The sequence below is a fragment of the Georgenia sp. AZ-5 genome (assembly GCF_043952095.1).
Classification (GTDB): Bacteria; Actinomycetota; Actinomycetes; order Actinomycetales; family Actinomycetaceae; genus Georgenia.
In genome coordinates this window covers 2617672-2635507 of record NZ_JBINOU010000001.1, presented here as the reverse complement: position 1 = coordinate 2635507, position 17836 = coordinate 2617672, and the positions used below count along the sequence as shown (strand labels likewise).

Genomic DNA, 17836 nt, shown 5'->3' with positions numbered 1-17836 from the left:
CTAGCCCGGGGGCCTGTGGGCGGTAATCTCCCGGGGTGCTCTTCACCGTCTCGCTGGCGGCGGCCATCGTTGCCGTGCTGGGCCTGTGGGCGCTGTGGTTCACGCTGCGCGACCGTGCTGTCGTCCTCAAGCAGCTGATCCTCGGCGGCGTGGTCGAGGCGGCGCTGGCCGCGCAGATCGTGGTCGCGCTCGTCGGGCTCGCCCGCGGGCACGTCCTCGCCGAGCCGTGGACCTTCTGGGGATACGTCATCACCGCCCTGTTCCTGCTGCCCGTCGCGGGCGCGTGGGCGTTCGCGGACCGGACCCGGTGGAGCTCGGTGGTGCTGCTCGTGGCGTGCGTCGCGATCCTCGCCATGCAGGCGCGCGTGTGGCAGGTGTGGAACGCGTGAGGAACGACCCGGAGAAGGATGGCGAGGGTATGACCACCCCGGAACAGGCGGTGGGCGGCGTCCCGACCACGCCGACGACCGACACCCGGCGGCCGGCCTACGGGCTGGGGCGCGTGCTGATCCTCGTCTACGGGATCCTCGCCGTCGCCGCCACGGGCCGCTCGACGGTGCAGCTGCTCCAGAAGGCCTCCGAGGCACCGCTGGCCTACTCCCTCTCGGCGGTGGCGGCCGCCGTGTACCTGCTGGCGACCGTGGCGCTGGCCCACAACGGCCGCCGCATGCGCCGGGTGGCCTGGGCCACCGTGGCGTTCGAGCTCGTCGGCGTGCTCGTCGTCGGCGCGCTCAGCGTGCTTCGGCCCGAGCTGTTCCCTGACGACACGGTGTGGTCGCGGTTCGGCGCGGGCTACGGCTACGTCCCCGCGGTCCTGCCGGTGCTGGGCATCGCCTGGCTGTGGCAGTCCGGCCCCGCGCGCGTCGCCGCCCGCGCAGACCGGGCCTGACGGGACGCCGTCAGGCGCCCCGCCGGTCCTGCGATAGGTTGGCACGGTGCCGCACGACCGCAGCCTGCTGACGCTGCTCGACCTGAGCCGTCCGGAGATCGAGCGGCTCTGGCTCGCCGCCGCGGGCTGGAAGGACCAGCGCTCCCGCCGGCGTGCCCGCTTCGCCGACCGGCGCGTCGCCACCGTCTTCGACGGGCCGGCGCTGCGCAGCCGCCTGGCCTACGACACCGCGATCGACGCCGTCGGGGCCCACCGGGTGGACCTGCCCGTGCCGCTCGACGACCGAGAGCCGGTGGAGGACGTCGCCGCGATCCTCTCCGGGGCGGTGGACGCGGTGGTGGTGCGCGCCGCGAACCACGAGGGGCTCGCCGCGTTCGCCGAGGCGTGCGACGTGCCGGTGATCAACGCGATGTCCGACGCCGGGCACCCGGTGGAGGTGTTCTCCGAGGCGTTCAGCGTCCTCGAGCGGCGCGGCCCGATCGACGACGTGGTGCTGACGTTCGTGGGCGAGGCGACCAACGTGCTGCGGTCCTGGTGCGAGCTCACGGTGGGTTTCGAGCTCGAGGTGCGGCAGGTCTGCCCGCCCGGGCACGGCCTCGACGAAGACTTCCTCGACTCCCTCAGCGCCCGCCGGCAGCGGGGGAGCGTGACGGTCACCCACGACCTGGCCGCCGCGCTGGACGGAGCCGACGTCATCTACACCGACGCCTGGCCCAAGGCCGCCCGGAAGCCGGGCCGGCGCCGCACCACCTTCGAGCCGTACCAGATCACCCAGGAGGTGCTCGACGCCGCGGGAGAGGGCGTGCTGCTGATGCACGCCATGCCGGTGCGCCGCGGCGACGAGGTCACGGCGGAGGCCTTCGCCGACCCGCGCTCGGTGACGCTGGCGGCCAAGCGGAACCTGGCGCCGACGCACGCGGCGATCGTGGAGCGGGCGCTGAACGGCTGATCCGAGGCGGCGGAGGCCACGCCGGCAGAGTCACGTCGGCCGTGGCGCGGGACGCGGGGCCTCGAGGACGGCGTGCAGGCAGCCGGCCAGCGGCGTCCGGACCCGGCGGTCGGGCGGCAATGTGGGTGGCCACCGGCATCCTTTCCGTACACGCGTTCGAACGGGCGGACGCGGCGACCGGGGGAGGGCGACGTGAGCGTCGACGAGGGCGTGCAGGCGCTGGAGGAGGAGCTCGCCGGCCTGGCGGAGCTCATCACCGCGCCGCGGCGCGGGGAGTGCCTCATGTGCTTCACCAACCGCATGCTGGTGGAGCTCGGCTGCGACCACACCCTGCGGTGGGTGCGGCGGTGGCGGAGGCTGCGGGCGCCGCAGGCGTACGCGCTGGAGCGGCGGCTCGGGCGCGTGGGCGTGTTCTGCGACTGCGAGGTCTTCAGCAACGGGTGGGACGTGACGGTGTCCACGGTCATGGACCCGGTGACGGGCGAGGAGTGCTGGCCGGAGACCGTCACGGGCTGTCGCGGGGTGCGCGCCGGCTGCACGCAGTCGTGTTCGCTGTGGGCGCCACGGCAATCCACCGGTCCGCGGGCGTACTGAGACGGCCGCGGGTTCGGGCCGGGCACTGTCGGTGCGAGGACGGCGCCGTTCGTGCGAGCCGATGGCCCGGGCGTCGCGTCCCGGTCGAACCATGGTGAGCTCGCGCCGGAGGGGACGAAGAGCGGAGAGGGGACTGGGGGATCGGCTCCCGGCGGGCAGCTTTTGCTCGGTAGAGAGGGCGCGAGTCACTGGGAGGACGGCTGGTCCTCGCCCCCGGTCCCGCCTGTGCGAGACCCATGAAGCGGCGCTCAGCTGCGCAGTGCCGCGTTGAGCCGCGCGGCCTGTCGCGTCAGGTGATCGCGCTCGGGGAGGTTGGGCGCCAACCGTGCGGCTTCGGCGTAGAGCCGTGCCGCGGTCACCGGGTCACCGTCACGCTCGTGCAGGTACGCCGCGACGGCGGCGTGGCGGGGCAGGGACGGGGGGAGCCCCGCCAGGGCCGCCAGGCCGGCCCGCGGGCCGTCGGCCTCGCCGACCGCGACGGCCCGGTTGAGGCGGACCACCGGGCTGTCCGTGAGCCGCACCAGCTCGTCGTACCACCCGACGATCTGGACCCAGTCGGTGTCCTCCGCCGTCTGTGCGTCGGCGTGGAGGGCGGCGACGGCGGCGTGGGCCTGGAACTCGCCCAGGCGGCCGCGGGCGAGGGCCTTCTGCAGCACGTCGACGCCCTCGGTGATCAGCCGGGTGTCCCACAGGCTGCGGTCCTGCTCGGCGAGGGGCACGAGGCTGCCGTCGGGGCGGGTCCGCGCGGGGCGCCGCGCGTGGTGGAGCAGCATGAGGGCCAGCAGTCCCGCCACCTCCTCATGCTCGATCTGCGCCGCCAGCTGGCGAGACAGCCGGATGGCCTCGGCGGCCAGGTCGACGTCGCCGGAATACCCCTCGTTGAAGACGAGGTACAGGACCCGCAGCACCGTGGCGACGTCGCCGGGCTGGTCCAACCGGACGCCCGAGACGGTCCGCTTGGCCCGGCTGATGCGCTGGGCCATGGTCGCCTCCGGCACGAGGTAGGCCTGGGCGATCTGTCGCGTGGTGAGGCCGCCGACGGCGCGGAGCGTCAGCGCGACGGCCGAGGCCGGTGTCAGGGACGGGTGGGCGCACAGGAAGTAGAGCTGGAGCGTGTCGTCCACGGCCTCGCCGGGGCCGGGCACGGGCTCGGCCTCGACGCGCGCCTCGCGCCGGCGCCGGGAGGCGTCGGCGCGGGCGGCGTCGAGGAACTTGCGCCAGGCCACGGCGACCAGCCAGCCCTTGGGATCCCGCGGCGTGGAGTCGGGCCACACCCGCACGGCTTCAACCAGGCTGTCCTGCACGGCGTCCTCGGCCGCGGCGAAGTCGGCTCCGCGGCGGACGAGGATCCCGATCACGGCGGGCGTGAGGGTCCGCAGCAGGGCCTCGTCCACCGGGCGTCACTCCGTGACGGTCGGAGGCGCGGCAAGGAACGGGCGCACCTCGAGCCACTCGTGGATCGGCTTCCCCCCGGCGCCCGGAGCCGCGGACAGCTCGCCGGCGAGCTCGAGCGCGCGCTCGTAGCTCTCGACGTCGATCACCATCCAGCCGGCGATCAGGTCCTTGGTCTCCGCGAACGGGCCGTCGGTGACCGGCGGCCGGCCTTCGCCGTCGTAGCGGACGAACGTCCCCTCGGGGGAGAGCGCCTGCCCGTCCACGAACTCGCCGGTGCCCTCGAGCCGAGCGGCGAAGTCGCGCATGTACTGCATGTGAGCCGAGATCTCCTCCGGCGACCACTGGTCCATCGGCACGTCGTTGACCGGTGCCGGCGCGCCGCGGTAGTGCTTGAGCAGCAGGTACTTGGCCATCGTGTTCGCTCCTTGTGCGGTACGGCCCATTGTGGCCGCGTTCGCTTCAGGGACGGAGCCGGACGGGTCTTCTCGACATCCCACCGCGGCCTTCTTCTCGGCCCGCCCCGATCACGTCAGCTCCAGGGGGTGCGACGCTGGGCGAGCGCCACCGGGGACCAGTCGTCCCAGCCGCCGCCACTGATGACAGGCGGCACCGTGCTCGCCGAACTGCCCGTCGCGCGGGGGAGGGTCGACGTGTGCGGCCGTCTTCGTCGGGGGCGACGCCGAGTCAGGGTCCGGGCCCGGGTTCTGACATAATGCACATTATCGGATCGACCACGGGAGTTGCAGCAGGTGCGAGAACTCCCGTCGGTCGATCGGAGGGTCGCCGCAGGTCGGCGGCTGGTTAGGCCCGCTCGGGGGTGCTGAACACGTGACAATCACCAGATGGTGCAACCGGGAAGAGCGCCAGGGCTAGGCGTGGGCTTCGCTCGTTACCCACGAGACGACAAGACGTATCTGTTCGCTGTCTCGTACGAGTGCCGGGTCACGCCTGAGGATGTGGCCCGGATGCGGTACAGAGGCGTCGAGGGGGTGATCCTGACTGGTCCGGCCCTGGCGGGTCTGAAGCGCGGTGACCTGGACTGGTTGGCGGACCTGGACGGGCTCAAGGCCGTGGAGCTGAACTACGAACGGGTGCCGCCCATCCCGCCAGAGGTGCTTCCTCGGCTGGAGTCCTTCCAGCGGATCGGGCGGTCCTCGCAGGTAATCTCCACCGACCAGCTTCCCAACGTCCGTGGCCTGACCATCTCGCCGGTGGCCGGTCTCGACGGCGGGCTCGACGCCTGTCCCCACCTCGTGAGTGTGGCCCTGGCCGGATTCGACCACCCGGACCTGCGCATCCTCGACGGGTGCACCAACCTGAAGCAGGCGAAGATCCAGGCCAAGCGCAACGCGGGCCCGATCAGCTTCGGCTGGGAACACCCGCCGGAGCGCCTGGAGTACCTCCAGCTCATCGGCCTGCCCATCACCGGCCTGCACGGCATCGACCAGCTGCCCCACCTCTGGGGCCTCCACGTGGATCTCACCCGCGTCCCGGAGCACCCGCCCCGGGTCGACCTCACCCCGCTGCGCGGCTGCAGAAAGCTCGCCGGGCTCACTCTCGGGATGGCCGGCCACCTGACCCATCTCGAAGTCCTCGCGGAGCTGCCAGAGCTTGACAGCACCGTCGTCGTGGAGGGCATGCACGACCCCAGCACCGTCGACGTCCCCGGGCTGCGCGTCATCAGGCTCACCCCACGCCAAGCACGAAACGCCACCACAGACTAGAACGGGACCACTGAAACCGGTTCTTACCCGCTTTGTTGCCGGAGTGCCAGCCCGGTCTGGCCGAACGAAATGAATCGCCCCGGGTCTGATGGAGGCTCTCATTCCACGGAAGGATGAGAGTCATGGCAGCACCGCGGAAGTACAGCGAGGAGTTGAGGGACCGCGCTACCCGGATGGCGATGGACGCGCGGCAGGACCCGGCGACGAGCAAGGGCGCGATCAAGCGGATCGCGGACCAGCTCGGAATCCACCCCGAGGCGTTGCGGACCTGGGTCCGTCAGGCCGAGATCGACGGCGGGGTCCGGCCCGGGACCACGAGCGATGACGCGACGCGGATCGCCGAGCTGGAGCGGGAGGTCCGCGAGCTGCGGCGGGCCAATGAGATCCTCAAGACCTCCGCGGCTTTTTTCGCGGCCGCGGAGCTCGACCGCAAGATCAAGTAGCCACCGAGGTACCGACCGCGGTGGTGGTCGACTACATCGACACCCACCGCGACCGGGTCCTCGAGGGTCGCAAGCTCGGGGTCGAGCCGATCTGCGCCGTGCTCAAGGACGCCGGCGTGCAGATCGCCCCGAGCACCTACTACGCCCACCGAAACCGTCAGCCCTCCGCACGGGCGGTCCGCGACGCTGAGTTGAGTGAGGAGATCAAGGCGTGCACACGGACAACCTCGGGGTCTACGGGGCCCGCAAGATCTACGCCGAGCTGCGCCGCAAGGGCCACCAGGTGGCCCGGTGCACCGTCGAGCGGCTCATGCGAGCCGAGGGCCTGCGGGGGATCGCCCGGGAGAAGACCCGCAGGACCACCATCACCGAGGGGGCGCAAACGCCTCGACCGGGTGACCTCGTCAAGCGGCAGTTCGCCGCCGACGGGCCGAACCGGCTGTGGGTGGCCGACCTGACCTACATCCGCACCTACTCCGGCTGGGTCTACGCAGCGTTCGTCCTCGACGTCTTCTCCCGCATGATCGTGGGCTGGCAGGTGTCCACCTCCCTGCGCACCGACCTCGCCCTCGACGCTCTCGAGATGGGCCTGTGGGCACGGCGGCGGGCCGGCCAGGACGTCACCGGCCTGGTCCACCACTCCGACCGGGGCGTGCAGTACCGAGCGGTCCGCTACACCGAACGGCTCGCCGAGGCCGAGGCCGTCGCGTCCGTCGGCAGCAAGGGAGACTCCTACGACAACGCGATGGCCGAGGCGTTCAACTCGCTATTCAAGGCCGAGTGCGTACGCAACCCGGTCATGCGTCGGGGCGGGTGGAAGTCCATCACCGACGTCGAGATCGCCGTCGCCGAGTACATCGACTGGTACAACCACCGGCGCCTCCACGGCGAGATCGGGCACGTCCCACCCGCCGAGTACGAGGCCACCTTCTGGGCCACCAGCCACGCCCAGCACTACCCTGAGAAACCCGTCCTGATCGAGGCCGGAACCAACTAACCGAGCCTCCACCAAACCCGGGGCGATTCAAAAACCGGGAGCGGGACGCTCAACCGGAAGCCTGCGTACTTGCCACCCTCGAATACGTCGCCTTACCGGTATAGGGCGATGAGTCGCCGCGAAGACGAGAGCGGCCATGGGAACACCCTTCAGCCCGCAAACTGTACCCAGCCTCCGCGAGGAAGGCGTCGACGATCTGGTGGTACCGGGCCGGCTGGTCCCGCCGCACGCAGTGGCCGGAGTCCGGGACGATAGCCGCCCGGACCAGGTCGTTGTGTAGCGCCTCCGGGCGGGGCGCCATGTCCGAGCCCGGCGGCACGACCAGCAGGGTCGGCGCCGTCAGCCGGTTGAAGAGCTCCTCCCAGCCGACGTCGCCGAGAAACAGCCCTCGCCGGGTGTACTCCCGGTCGACCAACGGCTTGCAGGCTGCCCACGCCTCGACCTCGGCGCGGCTCCACGTGGTCTCCCCCAGCATCCGCCCCACTTGCTCGGCCGGGTCGGCCATGGAGTCCAGGAACTCCTCGATCCCGGCGACGAACTCCGGGTGGGGTGCGGACCCGGCCGGCTTGGCGGGGTCCTCGAGGACGAGTGCCCAGACCCGTTGCGGTCGCTCGAGCGCGGCGCGCAGCGCGAGGAGGCCTCCGAGCGAGTGCCCGACGAGCACGACCGGCTCGGGCAGCGCGTCCACAAGCGCGACGAGGTCGGCGAGCAGAACGGCCGGCGCTGCGGCGAGCTCGTCTTCGGTGAAGCGCGGAGAGTGCCCGTGACCACGAAGATCGGGAGCGTGGACGTCCCACCGGTGGCCCCAGTGATGCACCAGGTCCGGCCAGGTCGTGCCCGACTCGGTCAGCCCGTGCACCAGCACGACAGGCCTGGCACCGGAGCTGCCGTACCGGTGGATCGTCAGCGGCTGCACGACACACAGCGTAGGTGTGGAGGATGTCGCGATCGCCAACATTCGTTGACTTCTAATTACAACGGTTAGGAATGCGCTAGTTCGGCAGCCACCGCGGGGCTGTCGCTGACACGACGCCAACATGTTCCGATGAGGATGCGAGCAGTTGCGCGCAGCGCATTCGCCCCGAGGGGCGTCCAGCGCCACTCGAATGCCCCTACTCGTCCCACGTCCAAAACGTCTCGCTGCCAGTTGACCCACGGGAGCGGCCTGGCCCTCCTTGGTTCGATGGTCGCGCGCCTGCGGGGCGAGAAGAGCTCGCGGCGGCTGTTCCTGGCCGGGATCGCCCTCGCGGTCTTCGGCGCCTGGCGGCCGTGCTGAAGTGGGTGCTGACGCACTGAGCTCAGCGCAACTCGTCACCCTTGAACGCAACTCGTCACCCTTGAATACGTCGCCTTTACCGGTATACGTCACCGGGTTGCGGGCGAGGCGCCGTCCTTCGGCCTCCGTACAGTGCATCGCCCGCCAACCACAAGCGCCAGCCCAGGTGCTGGGTCAGCCCACCACGTTCGACCGTTGAGACCCCAGTCCGTCGATCCCCATCTCCACCACGTCGCCAACCTTCAGGTACGGGAACCTGCCGGAAAGAGCGACACCCTGTGGGGTTCCCGTGTTGACGAGGTCACCGGGCTCGAGACGCATGTACTGAGAGATGTGGTGGATGAGGTACGCCGCCGAGAAGATCATGTCCGCCGTGGACGAGGCCTGGCGGGGCTCGCCGTTGACCGTCGACCACAACTCCAGTTCCTGAGGGCTCAACTCGCCGGCCGGGACCAACCACGGCCCAACCGGGTTGAAGGTCGGCGCGCACTTGCCCTTGGACCACTGCCCGCCTGACCGCTCGAGCTGGAAGGCCCGTTCTGAGACGTCGTGGCTCACGACGTAGCCGGCGACGCAGGCGAGAGCTTCCTCGGGACCGTCGACGTATTCGGCCGCGCGACCGACGACGACACCGAGCTCGACCTCCCAGTCGACCTTTGTCGCGCCCCTCGGGATGACGATGTCGTCGTACGGCCCGACGACCGTGTTCGGGTGCTTGAGGAAGAGGATCGGGGAGCTCGGGGGTGCGTTCCCCGACTCCGCCGCATGGGCCGCGTAGTTCTGCCCGATACACACCACCGCCATCGGCCGGGCGATCGGGGCACCGATCCGCTCCCCCGGCTCGAGCCTAGGCAGGGAATCCGTATCCAACGCCTCGCGCAGGCGCCGTACCCCGTCGCCGGCGAGGAATGGCCCGTCTATGTCCGCCGTGACGGGCCGCGCGTCGTGGACGATCCCGCCGCGGTCGCGGACCGCGGGGATCTCCTCGCCGTATGGCCCGATCCTCATGATCTGCATGGCTCGACCCCCTGCCCGCCGTCGCGAGAACGACCGTACTCCTAGCCGGCAACCACGAGGTTGCAACTCAGCAACATCCGTGACGACCCGTTGACACGCCGGATCGCCGCGGATACGTTCGCACATGACAGACGCCGTCTGTCATGTGCGGCAATTGGAGGTTTCGGGACAGTGCCCGAAGCAAAGCGGCTCCTGCAGTCCTCGCTCCGCTGCCTTGAGGTGCTTGACGCGCTCGCCGCGAGCGACGAGCCGATCGCCGTCTCCGAACTCGCGCGGAGGATGGGCGTGCGGCGCGGCACGCTCCACCAGCAGCTGCAGACGCTGGTGCACGCGGGCTGGGCGCGGCAGACGCAGGGCTCCCGCTACTTCCTCTCTTTGCGCGCGGTGCACGTCGGCAAGGTCGCGCTCGAGCAGGCCGGGCTCGCGCAGCGCCTCCTGCCCCTGCTGGAGGAGCTGGCCTACCGCACCGGAGAGGCCGTAGCCGTCGCCGTGCTCGACCGACACGACGTCCTCATCGTCCAACGCATAGAGTCCCAGCAGCTCGTCCGCGCCGACATCAAGGTCGGCACCCGAATGCCACTCGAGTCCGCCGCAGGCCAGGTGCTGCTGGCGTACGCCTCGCCTGAGAAGCTCAACGCGATGGCTGCCCAGGGTGTGGTCCTGCCGCCCGCCGAGAAGCTGGAGACCATCCGGACGCGCGGTTACGCCGTCCAGCGCGACGAGTTCCAACCGGGCCTGTCCGCCGCCGCCGTTCCCATCGACGCCGGCAACGACGAGGAGCTCCTCACCCTCTCCATGGGAGCACCGAGCCAGCGCTTTGACGAAGAACGCGCCGTCAGCCAGCTCCTCGAGGCAACTCGAAGGTTCGAGGCCCTCTAGCACGAGCCCCACCGAGACACCGGAGGAAGCAGGGGAATGTCACGGCACCTCGCCGTCTTCGGCGGCGGCCGGATGATCGGGCCACCGTTGCTCCACGCCGCGGCGCAAAGCGGCTGGCAGATCACCGTGGTCAACCGCCACTCCCCGCCCCCGCCGGGATTGGCGAACGCCTCGCACCTCGCCGGTGATCGGGGCGACCCCCGGGTCCTCGAAGAGCTCGCCGCGCGGGCGCCCGACGTCGTCGTCGACCTGTCCTCCTACGAGCCCGAGCACGTCGAGGCGGCCTTGGCCGCACTCGCCGCCACAGTGCAGCGCTACCTGCTCATGAGCACGGCTGCGGTCTACGCCCCCGGTGACCTCCTGCCCTGGACCGAGGATCAGCCGCTCGGCGGGGACCCGCTGTGGGGCTCCTACGGCGAGAAGAAGCTCACCAACGAGCGCATCGCCGCCAGCTACACCAAGGGGGTGGCGATAACGGTGCTCCGGGCGCCCTACATCGTCGGGCACCCCGACTTCATGAACCGCCTGCAGTTCATCGCGGACCGCATCGCCGCAGGGGTGGCGATCTACGTCCCCGACAGCGGCCGGTCCCCCATCCAGCTCGTCTCTCCGATCGACGTGGCCGGTGCGCTCCTGCACCTCTGCGACGTCGAGCCCCCGGTGGACGGCACGCCAAGCGCCTACAACATCGGCAACGCCCAGTTCGCCTCCCTCATCGGGCTCGTGCGCCTCCTCGCGGAGGCGATGGGCACGCGGACGCCGACCATCGTCCCCGTCGCGCTCGAGGCGGTAGGGCTCGGCAACGCGCCCTTCTCCTGGACGGACATGGTCTTCCCGTTCGCGGACCGGCCCTACGTGCTGGACGACAGCCGCCTGCGCGCCACTGGCTTCCGCCCCCGGCTGCACCTGGAGGCGCTGCTCTCCGGCTTCGTCGCGCAGTACCGGGCCGCCGGGGGCCCGGCCCGCCCCACGCCCTACCCGGCGGAGATCACAGCGATGTCCCTCCACGCGAGCCAACGAGGAGTCTGACCATGCTCAACCAGTATTTCGTCTTCGACGCCGTCTGCCACGTCTACAACCTCGCCGACGACAACCTCGCGGAGAACAAGGCCGCCCCGCTGGGCCGTGCGTCGATCACCGCGCTCGGCGACACCTGGCGGGCGCCGGAGAACCGCGACCTCTACCCCGAGGGCTACGTCCGCGAGTTCACGACGGCGGACATGCACGAGATGATCTTCGAGCAGTCCGACACGGACATGGTCATGGCGCAGGCCGTGCCCATCTTCGACTGGTTCAAGGACGGCTTCGCGCCCGTCCAGGCGCAGTACCAGTTCGCGGCCGCCTACCCCGGCAAGGTCCTCTTCTGCGGCGGCGTCGACCCGGTCTACCACGGCGTGGACAAGGCCAAGGACGAGATCCGGCGCCAGGTGGCCGAGATGGGCGCGCGCTCCTTCAAGTTCTACAACGCCCACCCCGGCGGCAAGAGCTGGCGCTGCGACGACCGCGAGCTCGCCTATCCCCTCTACGAGACCATCCTCGGAGCCGGAATCGACATCATCCAGTTCCACAAGGGCGTCCCGTTCGGCCCCATCTACATGGAGGACTTCAAGCCCAACGACCTCCAGGCGGTCGCGTACGACTTTCCCGAGCTGAACATCGTCATCCACCACCTCGCCGAGCCGTACGTCGACGAGTGCATCAATATCGGCGGCCGCTTCCCCAACGTCTACCTGGCGCTGTCGGGGACAGCCGGCAACTACCTCGTGGCGCCGAAGAAGTTCGAGCGTCAGCTCGGCCAGCTCCTCCAGGAGTGCGGTTCCGAGAAACTCCTGTGGGGTTCGGAGGCGGCCCTCTACGGGCCGCCGCAGCCATACCTGGAGGCCCTCGCCAGCATGTCCATCAGCGAAGAGCTCCAGGACGGCTGGGGCTACCCTGACCTGACCGAGCAAGACCGGCACAACATCTTCGGGCTCAACTTCGCCCGCCTGCTCGGGGTCGACGTCGACTCCGCACCGCGGAACGAGCGGGTCGAAGCATGAGCTCCGGGACCGCGAGCACCACAGAGCGAGCCGTGATCGAGGTGCTGGACGCGCGCGTGCGCCCGCTCCTGCGCCTTCACGGCGGTGACTGCGAGCTCGTGAGCCTCCACGACGGCGTGGTCACCATCCGCTTCCTCATGGCATGCACCGCATGCCGCCTGCGGCCGATGACGCTCCTCGCGGGCGTACGGCCGCGCCTCCTGCGCATTCCGGGGGTCACGGACGTCGCCGCCATCGGTGTCGGCGTCTCCTCCGCCGCGGTGCGACGGGCGGACCGGGCCCTGGGGCCCGTCGACAGCACGACATCCGGTCCATAGATCCAGGCAAGGAGAAATCGTCATGCGTTCAGGACTCGCACGCGCTGCGGTCGGTCTCGCGGCGTGCACGATGATCGCGGCCGCCTGCAACCGCGCTGAGGAAACGGGGGCCGGCGGTGAGCAAGGCGGTGAGGCGCCCCAGATCACGATCGGCGCCGTCAGCGGCAGCGCCGCCAACCCCGCCGTCCAGGTCATGAACGACGCGATGGAAGAGAGGGCCGAGGAGGTCGGCGTCGAGCTCCTAGTCGAGACGTCCGAGGGCGTCGAGGAACAGATCGAGAAGGCCGAGGCGATGATCGCGCAGGGCGTCGACTACCTCGGCCTGCACCCGTGGGACGGCGAGGCCGTCGTCCCGGTCGTCACCAACGCCGACGCCCAGGGCATCAAGACCGTCATCCTCATCGATGGAGTCCCCGGCGTCATCGAGGAAGGGAAGGCGCTGACATTCATCTCCGGCAATGAGGTGGAGGCCGCTCAGGAGATCGGCGCGCGGGTCGCTGATCAGTACCCCGACGCCCAGGTCGCCATCATCACCGGCACACCGGGCAACCTCAGCGCGGAGAACCGGACGAACGGCTTCAAGACAGGGGTCGAGGGATCCGGCGTCCAGATCGTGGCCGAGGGCCCCGCGAACTGGGCCCGCGACGAGGCCCTGCGCGTTGCCGGTGACATGATCAACGCCCACCCCGACCTCGACGTCATCTTCGCGAACAACGACGAGATGGCCTTCGGTGCCCTCCAGGCCGCCTCTGAGGCGGGCAAGGAGCAGATCGACATCATCGGCTGGAACGGCACGTGCGTCGGCCTCGAGTCACTGCTCAACGGCGACTTCGTGCTCGAGGCGGTCCTGCCGTTCGACGTTTTCGGTTCCGGCCTCATCGACGCTGCAGTGGACGACAGCGCCGGCAGGGAGGTGCCACCCACGATCGAGCCGGAAGTGCCCGTCCTGACTCCCGAAGAGGCTCAGGCCATCCTGGACGGCGAGCAGGAGGCCAACGACGTGCTGGTTTCCCGGCTCGAAGAAGCCAGCGCCGGGCAGTGCGAATGACTCGTACTCGCCCAGACAGTGAGCGCCTCGCCGCCGCATGACATGAACGGAAGACCCCTATGACGCTGATTCGCGCGGAGCAGATATCCAAGAGCTTCTCCGGCGTCCAGGTGCTGGACCGCGTCGATCTCGCCCTCCAGCGCGGCACCCTCACCGGGCTCGTGGGTGAGAACGGCGCGGGCAAGAGCACCCTGATCAAGGTCCTGACGGGGCTCATCCGGCCCGACTCCGGACGGATCGTCGTCGACGACGAACCCGTGACGCACTGGTCGCAGACGCACGCCCGCGACGCCGGGGTTTCCGTCATCCACCAGGAGCTCCTGCTCGTCCCGGACCTTACGGTCGCGCAGAACATCATGCTCGGCGAGCCGCTGCGCCACCGCGATGCCCTCAGGCGGGCGCTGGGCGTGCGGGACGAGAGGGCCAACGAGCGCCGCGCCGGCGAGCTCCTCCACGAGATCGGCATCACCGATATCGACGTCACGGCCCCGGTGCGTGGCATCAGCCCCAGCCACGCCCAGATGGTGCTCATCGCCAGGTCGCTGCGCCGGGACGCACGCGTCCTCATCCTCGACGAGCCCACCGCCGCGCTCGCCCCGCACGAGAGGGACGAGCTCTTCCGACTGCTGCGCCGCCTGCTCGCGCGAGGCACCGCGATCCTCTACGTCTCTCACCACCTCCAGGAGGTCCAGGACCTCGCGGACGCGGTGTCCGTGCTGCGCAACGGCCGGGTGGTAGCCGAGCTCCGCGGTGCCGAGATCACCATCCCGACGATGATCCAGGCCATGCTCGACCGGTCCCTGGAGGACCAGTTCCCGCCCGTGGAGCACGAGCCCGCGGACGTCGTCCTGAGGGTGGATCACATGGCCAGCGGATCGGGGCTGAAGGACGTCTCCCTGACCGTGCGACGCGGGGAGATCCTCGGCATCACCGGCCTGCTCGGCGCCGGCAAGACCGAGCTCGCCCGGGCCCTCGTCGGGCTCGACGCCACGGCGGGCGTGGTCGCCGTCGACGGGGAGGACTACGAGCCCGCGGGCCCCCGCGAGGGGGTGCGCAAGGGGCTCGTGCTCGTGCCCGAGGAACGTAAGGCACAGGCCGTCTTCCCGGACCTGTCCGTCTACCGCAACGGCGTCGTCTCCCTGCTCAACAGGGGCGTGCGCCAGGGCGGCGTCCAGCTGCTGCTGCCGGGCAGCAGGGCGGTCCAGGGCCTGTTCCGAACCACCGTCAGCAGCCTGGGCGTCAAGTACGCCCACGAGGGGCAGCACCTCGCGCGGCTGAGCGGCGGAAACCAGCAGAAGCTCGTCATCGGCCGCGCACTGACGTGCGGGCCGCGCGTCCTCGTCCTGGACGAGCCGACGCGCGGCGTCGACGTCGGGAGCAAGCGGGAGATCTACCGCATCATCGTCGAGCAGGCCGCCGCCGGGCTGGGGGTGGTGCTCATCTCCTCCGACACCCGCGAGGTGCTCGCGCTCGCTCACCGCATCCTCGTCCTGCGTGACGGCATCGTGACCGCCGAGCTGGACCCGAGGAACAAGACCCACGAGGAGCTGACGATGCTGCTGAGCCCCTCGGAGATCCCCGACGCCCACGCGCACGGCCAGAGCGAGGACTGAGAACCATGGTTTCGACGACGAAGACGACGGCGACGCCCAAACACACCGGCGTCGCTGCGCGGACCCTGAGGTGGGGTCAGCACCACCGCGATTTGCGCCTGCTCATCCCAGTGGCTGCCCTGTGGGTCATCCTGACCATCCTTACGCCGCGATTCCTCACGACGGCGAACATCACGAACATCCTCGTCAACGCCGCCCCCCTCGCCCTGGCGGCCGCCGGGCTGACCCTGGTGATCATCGCCGGCGATCTCGACCTCAGCGTCGGCTCCGCGATGGCGCTGGTCAGCGCAGCCAGCGCGCTGCTCATGACGGCGTACCGAGTCCCGTGGCCGCTAGGCGTCCTCATCGGCCTGGCCATCGGCGTGGCGGTGGGCATGCTCAACGGGTCGCTGACGACCTTCCTCAACATTCCGTCGTTCATCTGCACCCTTGCGATGATGAGCACGTTGCGTGGGCTGGCCCTCGTCATCAGCGACGGGCGGGCGATCACCGGGCTCCCCCGGGGCGTCACCGCATTCGCCACGACGAACGTCCTCGGGTTCCCCGGCGTGCTCTGGATCCCGGTGATCGTCATCCCCGTCCTGGGCTTCGTGCTGTCCCGAACGAGCTTTGGTCTCAACGTCTACGCCGTGGGGGGCAACCGGGAGGCGGCGAAGATCGCCGGCGTACCCATCCGCCGCACCCGGCTCGTCGTCCTGACCATCAGCGGGTTGATGGCGGGCTTCGCGGGCCTCATCAGCACCGCCCGCCTCGGCGTCGGCTCCCCGATCATCGCCGAGGACCTCATCCTCGACGCCATCGCAGCCGTCGTCATCGGCGGCACCAGCCTCTTCGGCGGTGTCGGGCGCATCGGCGGCACCGTCCTGGGCGTCATCCTCATCGCGACGATCCGCAACGGGCTCGTCCTCATGGACGTCTCATCGTTCTACCAGCGCGTCGCCATCGGTCTGGTGATCCTGGCCGCGGCCGCGCTGGACTCCCTGGGCCGCAAGAGCGATGAGTGACCTGGGGGGCGTCCGCCTCGACGACGACGTCGCCGTCCGCCGCCAGGACGGCACGACGCTGCGTGCGGACATCTACCGGCCCTCGGGTCGAGGGCGCCTCCCCGCCCTGGTGATGAGGCTCCCGTACGACAAGCGCCGCGCCCAGAGCTACTGGTACGCCGCGCCGGCCTGGTACGCCGCCCGGGGCTACGCCGTCGTCGTGGAGGACGTCCGGGGGCGGCACCGCTCGGCCGGGCGGTTCGTCCCGCTCAGCCACGAGGCGCAGGACGGCGCTGACCTCGTCGCGTGGGTGGCCGACCAACCGTGGTGCGACGGCGCCGTCGGGATGTACGGGTACTCCTACAGCGGGTTGCTGCAGCTGCTCACGGCCGGCAGGCTCGGCGACGCCGCGCCCCTGCGGGCCATCGTCCCGGCGCTGAGCCCGCCCGGGCTTGGCGAGGGCTGCCTCTTTCGCGGCGGCGTCCCGGCCGCCGGGTTCCTTCTGGGCTGGGCCGCCGAGCTCGGCGGGCTGCGGCTTGGGCCGGCACAGGGCCCACCGTTGACCCGCGACCTGCTGCGCCAGCTGGTCCTCGCCCCGGCCGAGGACCTCGCGACCTGCGTCCCCCGGGAGGCGCACGACTGGATGAGGCACTGGCTCGCCGGGGACCCGGAGGAGACCTACTGGCACTCCCCGGCGCACCGCCCCGCCTACACCGCCATCCGGGCACAGGCTCTGCACCTGGCCGGCTGGTACGACACCTTCCGGGCCGGCGCCGTCGAGCACTACCAGCACCTCCGCGCCGCCGAGGGGCGTCCTTCGTCCGCCGACCGCCTGGCCGTCGGCCCGTGGACTCATCAGCCGGTGCGTCGGGCCAGCCTGTGGCCGCTGGCCGGGCCAGACCCGGCGGCCTGGCAGGTGGACGACCTTCAGGTCGCGTTCTTCGACGCGATGTTGCGCGGAGGCAATGACGCCGGGCCCCCCGTGCGGGTGGCGGTGCTCAACAGCCCGGACAGCTGGACCGGCACCGCGTGGCCGCCGGAGTCGGTGCCGAGCGAGTGGCACCTCGCCAGCGGTGGCCGCGCGAACGGGCGGCACGGGGACGGCGTTCTCACGCCTGAGGGGCCGCGCCCCGGCGCGCCGGACCACCTCGTCTACGACCACGCCGACCCGGTGCCGACGGCTGGCGGGGACGACTGCGGCGACCCCGACGTCGTCGCCATGGGCCCGGCCGACCAGGAGGGCGTCGAGCAACGTCGCGACGTGCTCGTGTACACCTCCCCGCAGCTCGGGCGTGACCTGGTGGTGCTCGGCGAGGCCGAGATCACGTTCTACTTCCGGACGCCTGACCGCACGAGCCAGTGGCTGGCCCGCCTGTGCCTCGTCACCGCCTCGGGGGTCAGCGTCAACCTCGCCGAGGCGGTGGCCCGCTGCACCGTGCCGGTGCACGAGCCGGCCGTCCTGCGCCTCGCCTTCGGACCGGTCGGCTTCCGCGTGGGCAGCGGAGAGCGGCTGCGCCTGCATCTGACCCAGGGCAGCAGCCCTCGATGGGCCGGCCTCCGGGACCCTGACGGCCGACTGGCGGTGAGCCGCTCCGCGGTCCTCCACGATCCCGACCACCCCTCGCACCTCATCCTCCCCCGCGTTGCCTGAGAGCGCCGGGGCGTCAGAAGGG

18 protein-coding genes and 1 pseudogene are annotated in these 17836 nt (G+C 70.7%); 15 read left to right on the top strand and 4 right to left on the bottom strand.

Annotated elements, in window-relative coordinates; genetic code table 11:
* Positions 1 to 35 precede the first annotated feature (35 nt).
* The 4 genes from ACF0H8_RS12310 to ACF0H8_RS12295 all read left to right on the top strand — a co-directional run bounded on the left by ACF0H8_RS12310 (position 36) and on the right by ACF0H8_RS12295 (position 2432).
* Entirely contained in the window at positions 36 to 389 is a 354-nt protein-coding gene (locus tag ACF0H8_RS12310) for a hypothetical protein (protein ID WP_395289197.1), read from the top strand.
* A 29-nt stretch (positions 390 to 418) separates the two neighbouring features.
* Complete coding sequence (locus ACF0H8_RS12305; RefSeq protein ID WP_395289196.1) at positions 419 to 889, top strand: hypothetical protein; 471 nt, start codon at positions 419 to 421, stop codon at positions 887 to 889.
* Positions 890 to 935: 46 nt separating this feature from the next.
* On the top strand, positions 936 to 1838 hold the full coding sequence (locus tag ACF0H8_RS12300) for an ornithine carbamoyltransferase (RefSeq protein ID WP_395289195.1): 903 nt from the start codon (positions 936 to 938) through the stop codon (positions 1836 to 1838).
* Positions 1839 to 2030: 192 nt separating this feature from the next.
* Positions 2031 to 2432, top strand: a complete 402-nt coding sequence (locus tag ACF0H8_RS12295) for a DUF2695 domain-containing protein (RefSeq protein ID WP_395289194.1) — start codon at positions 2031 to 2033, stop codon at positions 2430 to 2432.
* A 248-nt stretch (positions 2433 to 2680) separates the two neighbouring features.
* On the opposite strand, the gene ACF0H8_RS12290 is transcribed toward ACF0H8_RS12295, so the two are convergent.
* Together ACF0H8_RS12290 and ACF0H8_RS12285 are read right to left on the bottom strand one after the other, a co-directional pair.
* On the bottom strand, positions 2681 to 3826 hold the full coding sequence (locus ACF0H8_RS12290) for an RNA polymerase sigma factor (RefSeq protein ID WP_395289193.1): 1146 nt from the start codon (positions 3824 to 3826) through the stop codon (positions 2681 to 2683).
* A gap of 6 nt (positions 3827 to 3832) precedes the next feature.
* Positions 3833 to 4240 carry a YciI family protein gene (locus ACF0H8_RS12285; protein WP_395289192.1) on the bottom strand — a complete coding sequence of 136 codons (408 nt, stop codon included), beginning with the start codon at positions 4238 to 4240 and terminating at the stop codon, positions 3833 to 3835.
* A gap of 552 nt (positions 4241 to 4792) precedes the next feature.
* Here ACF0H8_RS12285 and ACF0H8_RS12280 point away from each other — a divergent pair.
* Complete coding sequence (locus tag ACF0H8_RS12280) at positions 4793 to 5551, top strand: hypothetical protein (protein ID WP_395289191.1); 759 nt, start codon at positions 4793 to 4795, stop codon at positions 5549 to 5551.
* 122 nt (positions 5552 to 5673) lie between these two features.
* Positions 5674 to 6991, top strand: a pseudogene (locus ACF0H8_RS12275) (IS3 family transposase).
* A gap of 49 nt (positions 6992 to 7040) precedes the next feature.
* Here the strand turns inward: ACF0H8_RS12275 and ACF0H8_RS12270 are convergent.
* Positions 7041 to 7907 (bottom strand): alpha/beta fold hydrolase, encoded by an 867-nt coding sequence (locus ACF0H8_RS12270; protein WP_395289190.1) that lies wholly within the window; start codon positions 7905 to 7907, stop codon positions 7041 to 7043.
* Positions 7908 to 8138: 231 nt separating this feature from the next.
* Between ACF0H8_RS12270 and ACF0H8_RS12265 the strand changes: the two genes are divergently transcribed.
* Positions 8139 to 8267, top strand: a complete 129-nt coding sequence (locus tag ACF0H8_RS12265; protein WP_395289189.1) for a hypothetical protein — start codon at positions 8139 to 8141, stop codon at positions 8265 to 8267.
* Between the two features lie 174 nt (positions 8268 to 8441).
* On the opposite strand, the gene ACF0H8_RS12260 is transcribed toward ACF0H8_RS12265, so the two are convergent.
* Complete coding sequence (locus ACF0H8_RS12260) at positions 8442 to 9284, bottom strand: fumarylacetoacetate hydrolase family protein (RefSeq protein WP_395290881.1); 843 nt, start codon at positions 9282 to 9284, stop codon at positions 8442 to 8444.
* Between the two features lie 171 nt (positions 9285 to 9455).
* Between ACF0H8_RS12260 and ACF0H8_RS12255 the strand changes: the two genes are divergently transcribed.
* Genes ACF0H8_RS12255 through ACF0H8_RS12220 form a run of 8 tightly spaced genes read left to right on the top strand, consistent with a single transcriptional unit; the run spans position 9456 to position 17814 of the window.
* Positions 9456 to 10163: an IclR family transcriptional regulator gene (locus tag ACF0H8_RS12255; protein WP_395289188.1), complete on the top strand. Its 708-nt coding sequence runs from the start codon at positions 9456 to 9458 to the stop codon at positions 10161 to 10163.
* 36 nt (positions 10164 to 10199) lie between these two features.
* Complete coding sequence (locus ACF0H8_RS12250; protein ID WP_395289187.1) at positions 10200 to 11192, top strand: NAD-dependent epimerase/dehydratase family protein; 993 nt, start codon at positions 10200 to 10202, stop codon at positions 11190 to 11192.
* A 2-nt stretch (positions 11193 to 11194) separates the two neighbouring features.
* Positions 11195 to 12202, top strand: a complete 1008-nt coding sequence (locus tag ACF0H8_RS12245; protein ID WP_395289186.1) for an amidohydrolase family protein — start codon at positions 11195 to 11197, stop codon at positions 12200 to 12202.
* On the top strand, positions 12199 to 12519 hold the full coding sequence (locus tag ACF0H8_RS12240) for a NifU family protein (RefSeq protein WP_395289185.1): 321 nt from the start codon (positions 12199 to 12201) through the stop codon (positions 12517 to 12519). Before ACF0H8_RS12245 ends, ACF0H8_RS12240 begins: the two co-directional genes overlap by 4 nt.
* Before the next feature lie 22 nt (positions 12520 to 12541).
* Positions 12542 to 13567 carry a sugar ABC transporter substrate-binding protein gene (locus tag ACF0H8_RS12235; protein ID WP_395289184.1) on the top strand — a complete coding sequence of 342 codons (1026 nt, stop codon included), beginning with the start codon at positions 12542 to 12544 and terminating at the stop codon, positions 13565 to 13567.
* A 59-nt stretch (positions 13568 to 13626) separates the two neighbouring features.
* The gene (locus ACF0H8_RS12230; protein ID WP_395289183.1) at positions 13627 to 15180 is read left to right on the top strand and encodes a sugar ABC transporter ATP-binding protein; all 1554 of its coding nucleotides are present in this window, start codon (positions 13627 to 13629) and stop codon (positions 15178 to 15180) included.
* A gap of 5 nt (positions 15181 to 15185) precedes the next feature.
* The gene (locus ACF0H8_RS12225) at positions 15186 to 16184 is read left to right on the top strand and encodes an ABC transporter permease (protein WP_395289182.1); all 999 of its coding nucleotides are present in this window, start codon (positions 15186 to 15188) and stop codon (positions 16182 to 16184) included.
* Entirely contained in the window at positions 16177 to 17814 is a 1638-nt protein-coding gene (locus ACF0H8_RS12220) for a CocE/NonD family hydrolase (RefSeq protein ID WP_395289181.1), read from the top strand. Before ACF0H8_RS12225 ends, ACF0H8_RS12220 begins: the two co-directional genes overlap by 8 nt.
* Positions 17815 to 17836 lie beyond the last annotated feature (22 nt).

Bases quoted from the DNA above. Each gene is read 5' to 3' on its own strand.
- ACF0H8_RS12305 (WP_395289196.1), top strand. From the start codon at position 419: ATGACCACCCCGGAACAGGCGGTGGGCGGCGTCCCGACCACGCCGACG.
- ACF0H8_RS12285 (WP_395289192.1), bottom strand. From the start codon at position 4,240: ATGGCCAAGTACCTGCTGCTCAAGCACTACCGCGGCGCGCCGGCACCG.
- ACF0H8_RS12280 (WP_395289191.1), top strand. From the start codon at position 4,793: ATGCGGTACAGAGGCGTCGAGGGGGTGATCCTGACTGGTCCGGCCCTG.
- ACF0H8_RS12260 (WP_395290881.1), bottom strand. From the start codon at position 9,284: ATGCAGATCATGAGGATCGGGCCATACGGCGAGGAGATCCCCGCGGTC.
- ACF0H8_RS12250 (WP_395289187.1), top strand. From the start codon at position 10,200: ATGTCACGGCACCTCGCCGTCTTCGGCGGCGGCCGGATGATCGGGCCA.
- ACF0H8_RS12245 (WP_395289186.1), top strand. From the start codon at position 11,195: ATGCTCAACCAGTATTTCGTCTTCGACGCCGTCTGCCACGTCTACAAC.
- ACF0H8_RS12240 (WP_395289185.1), top strand. From the start codon at position 12,199: ATGAGCTCCGGGACCGCGAGCACCACAGAGCGAGCCGTGATCGAGGTG.
- ACF0H8_RS12235 (WP_395289184.1), top strand. From the start codon at position 12,542: ATGCGTTCAGGACTCGCACGCGCTGCGGTCGGTCTCGCGGCGTGCACG.
- ACF0H8_RS12230 (WP_395289183.1), top strand. From the start codon at position 13,627: ATGACGCTGATTCGCGCGGAGCAGATATCCAAGAGCTTCTCCGGCGTC.
- ACF0H8_RS12225 (WP_395289182.1), top strand. From the start codon at position 15,186: ATGGTTTCGACGACGAAGACGACGGCGACGCCCAAACACACCGGCGTC.
- ACF0H8_RS12220 (WP_395289181.1), top strand. From the start codon at position 16,177: ATGAGTGACCTGGGGGGCGTCCGCCTCGACGACGACGTCGCCGTCCGC.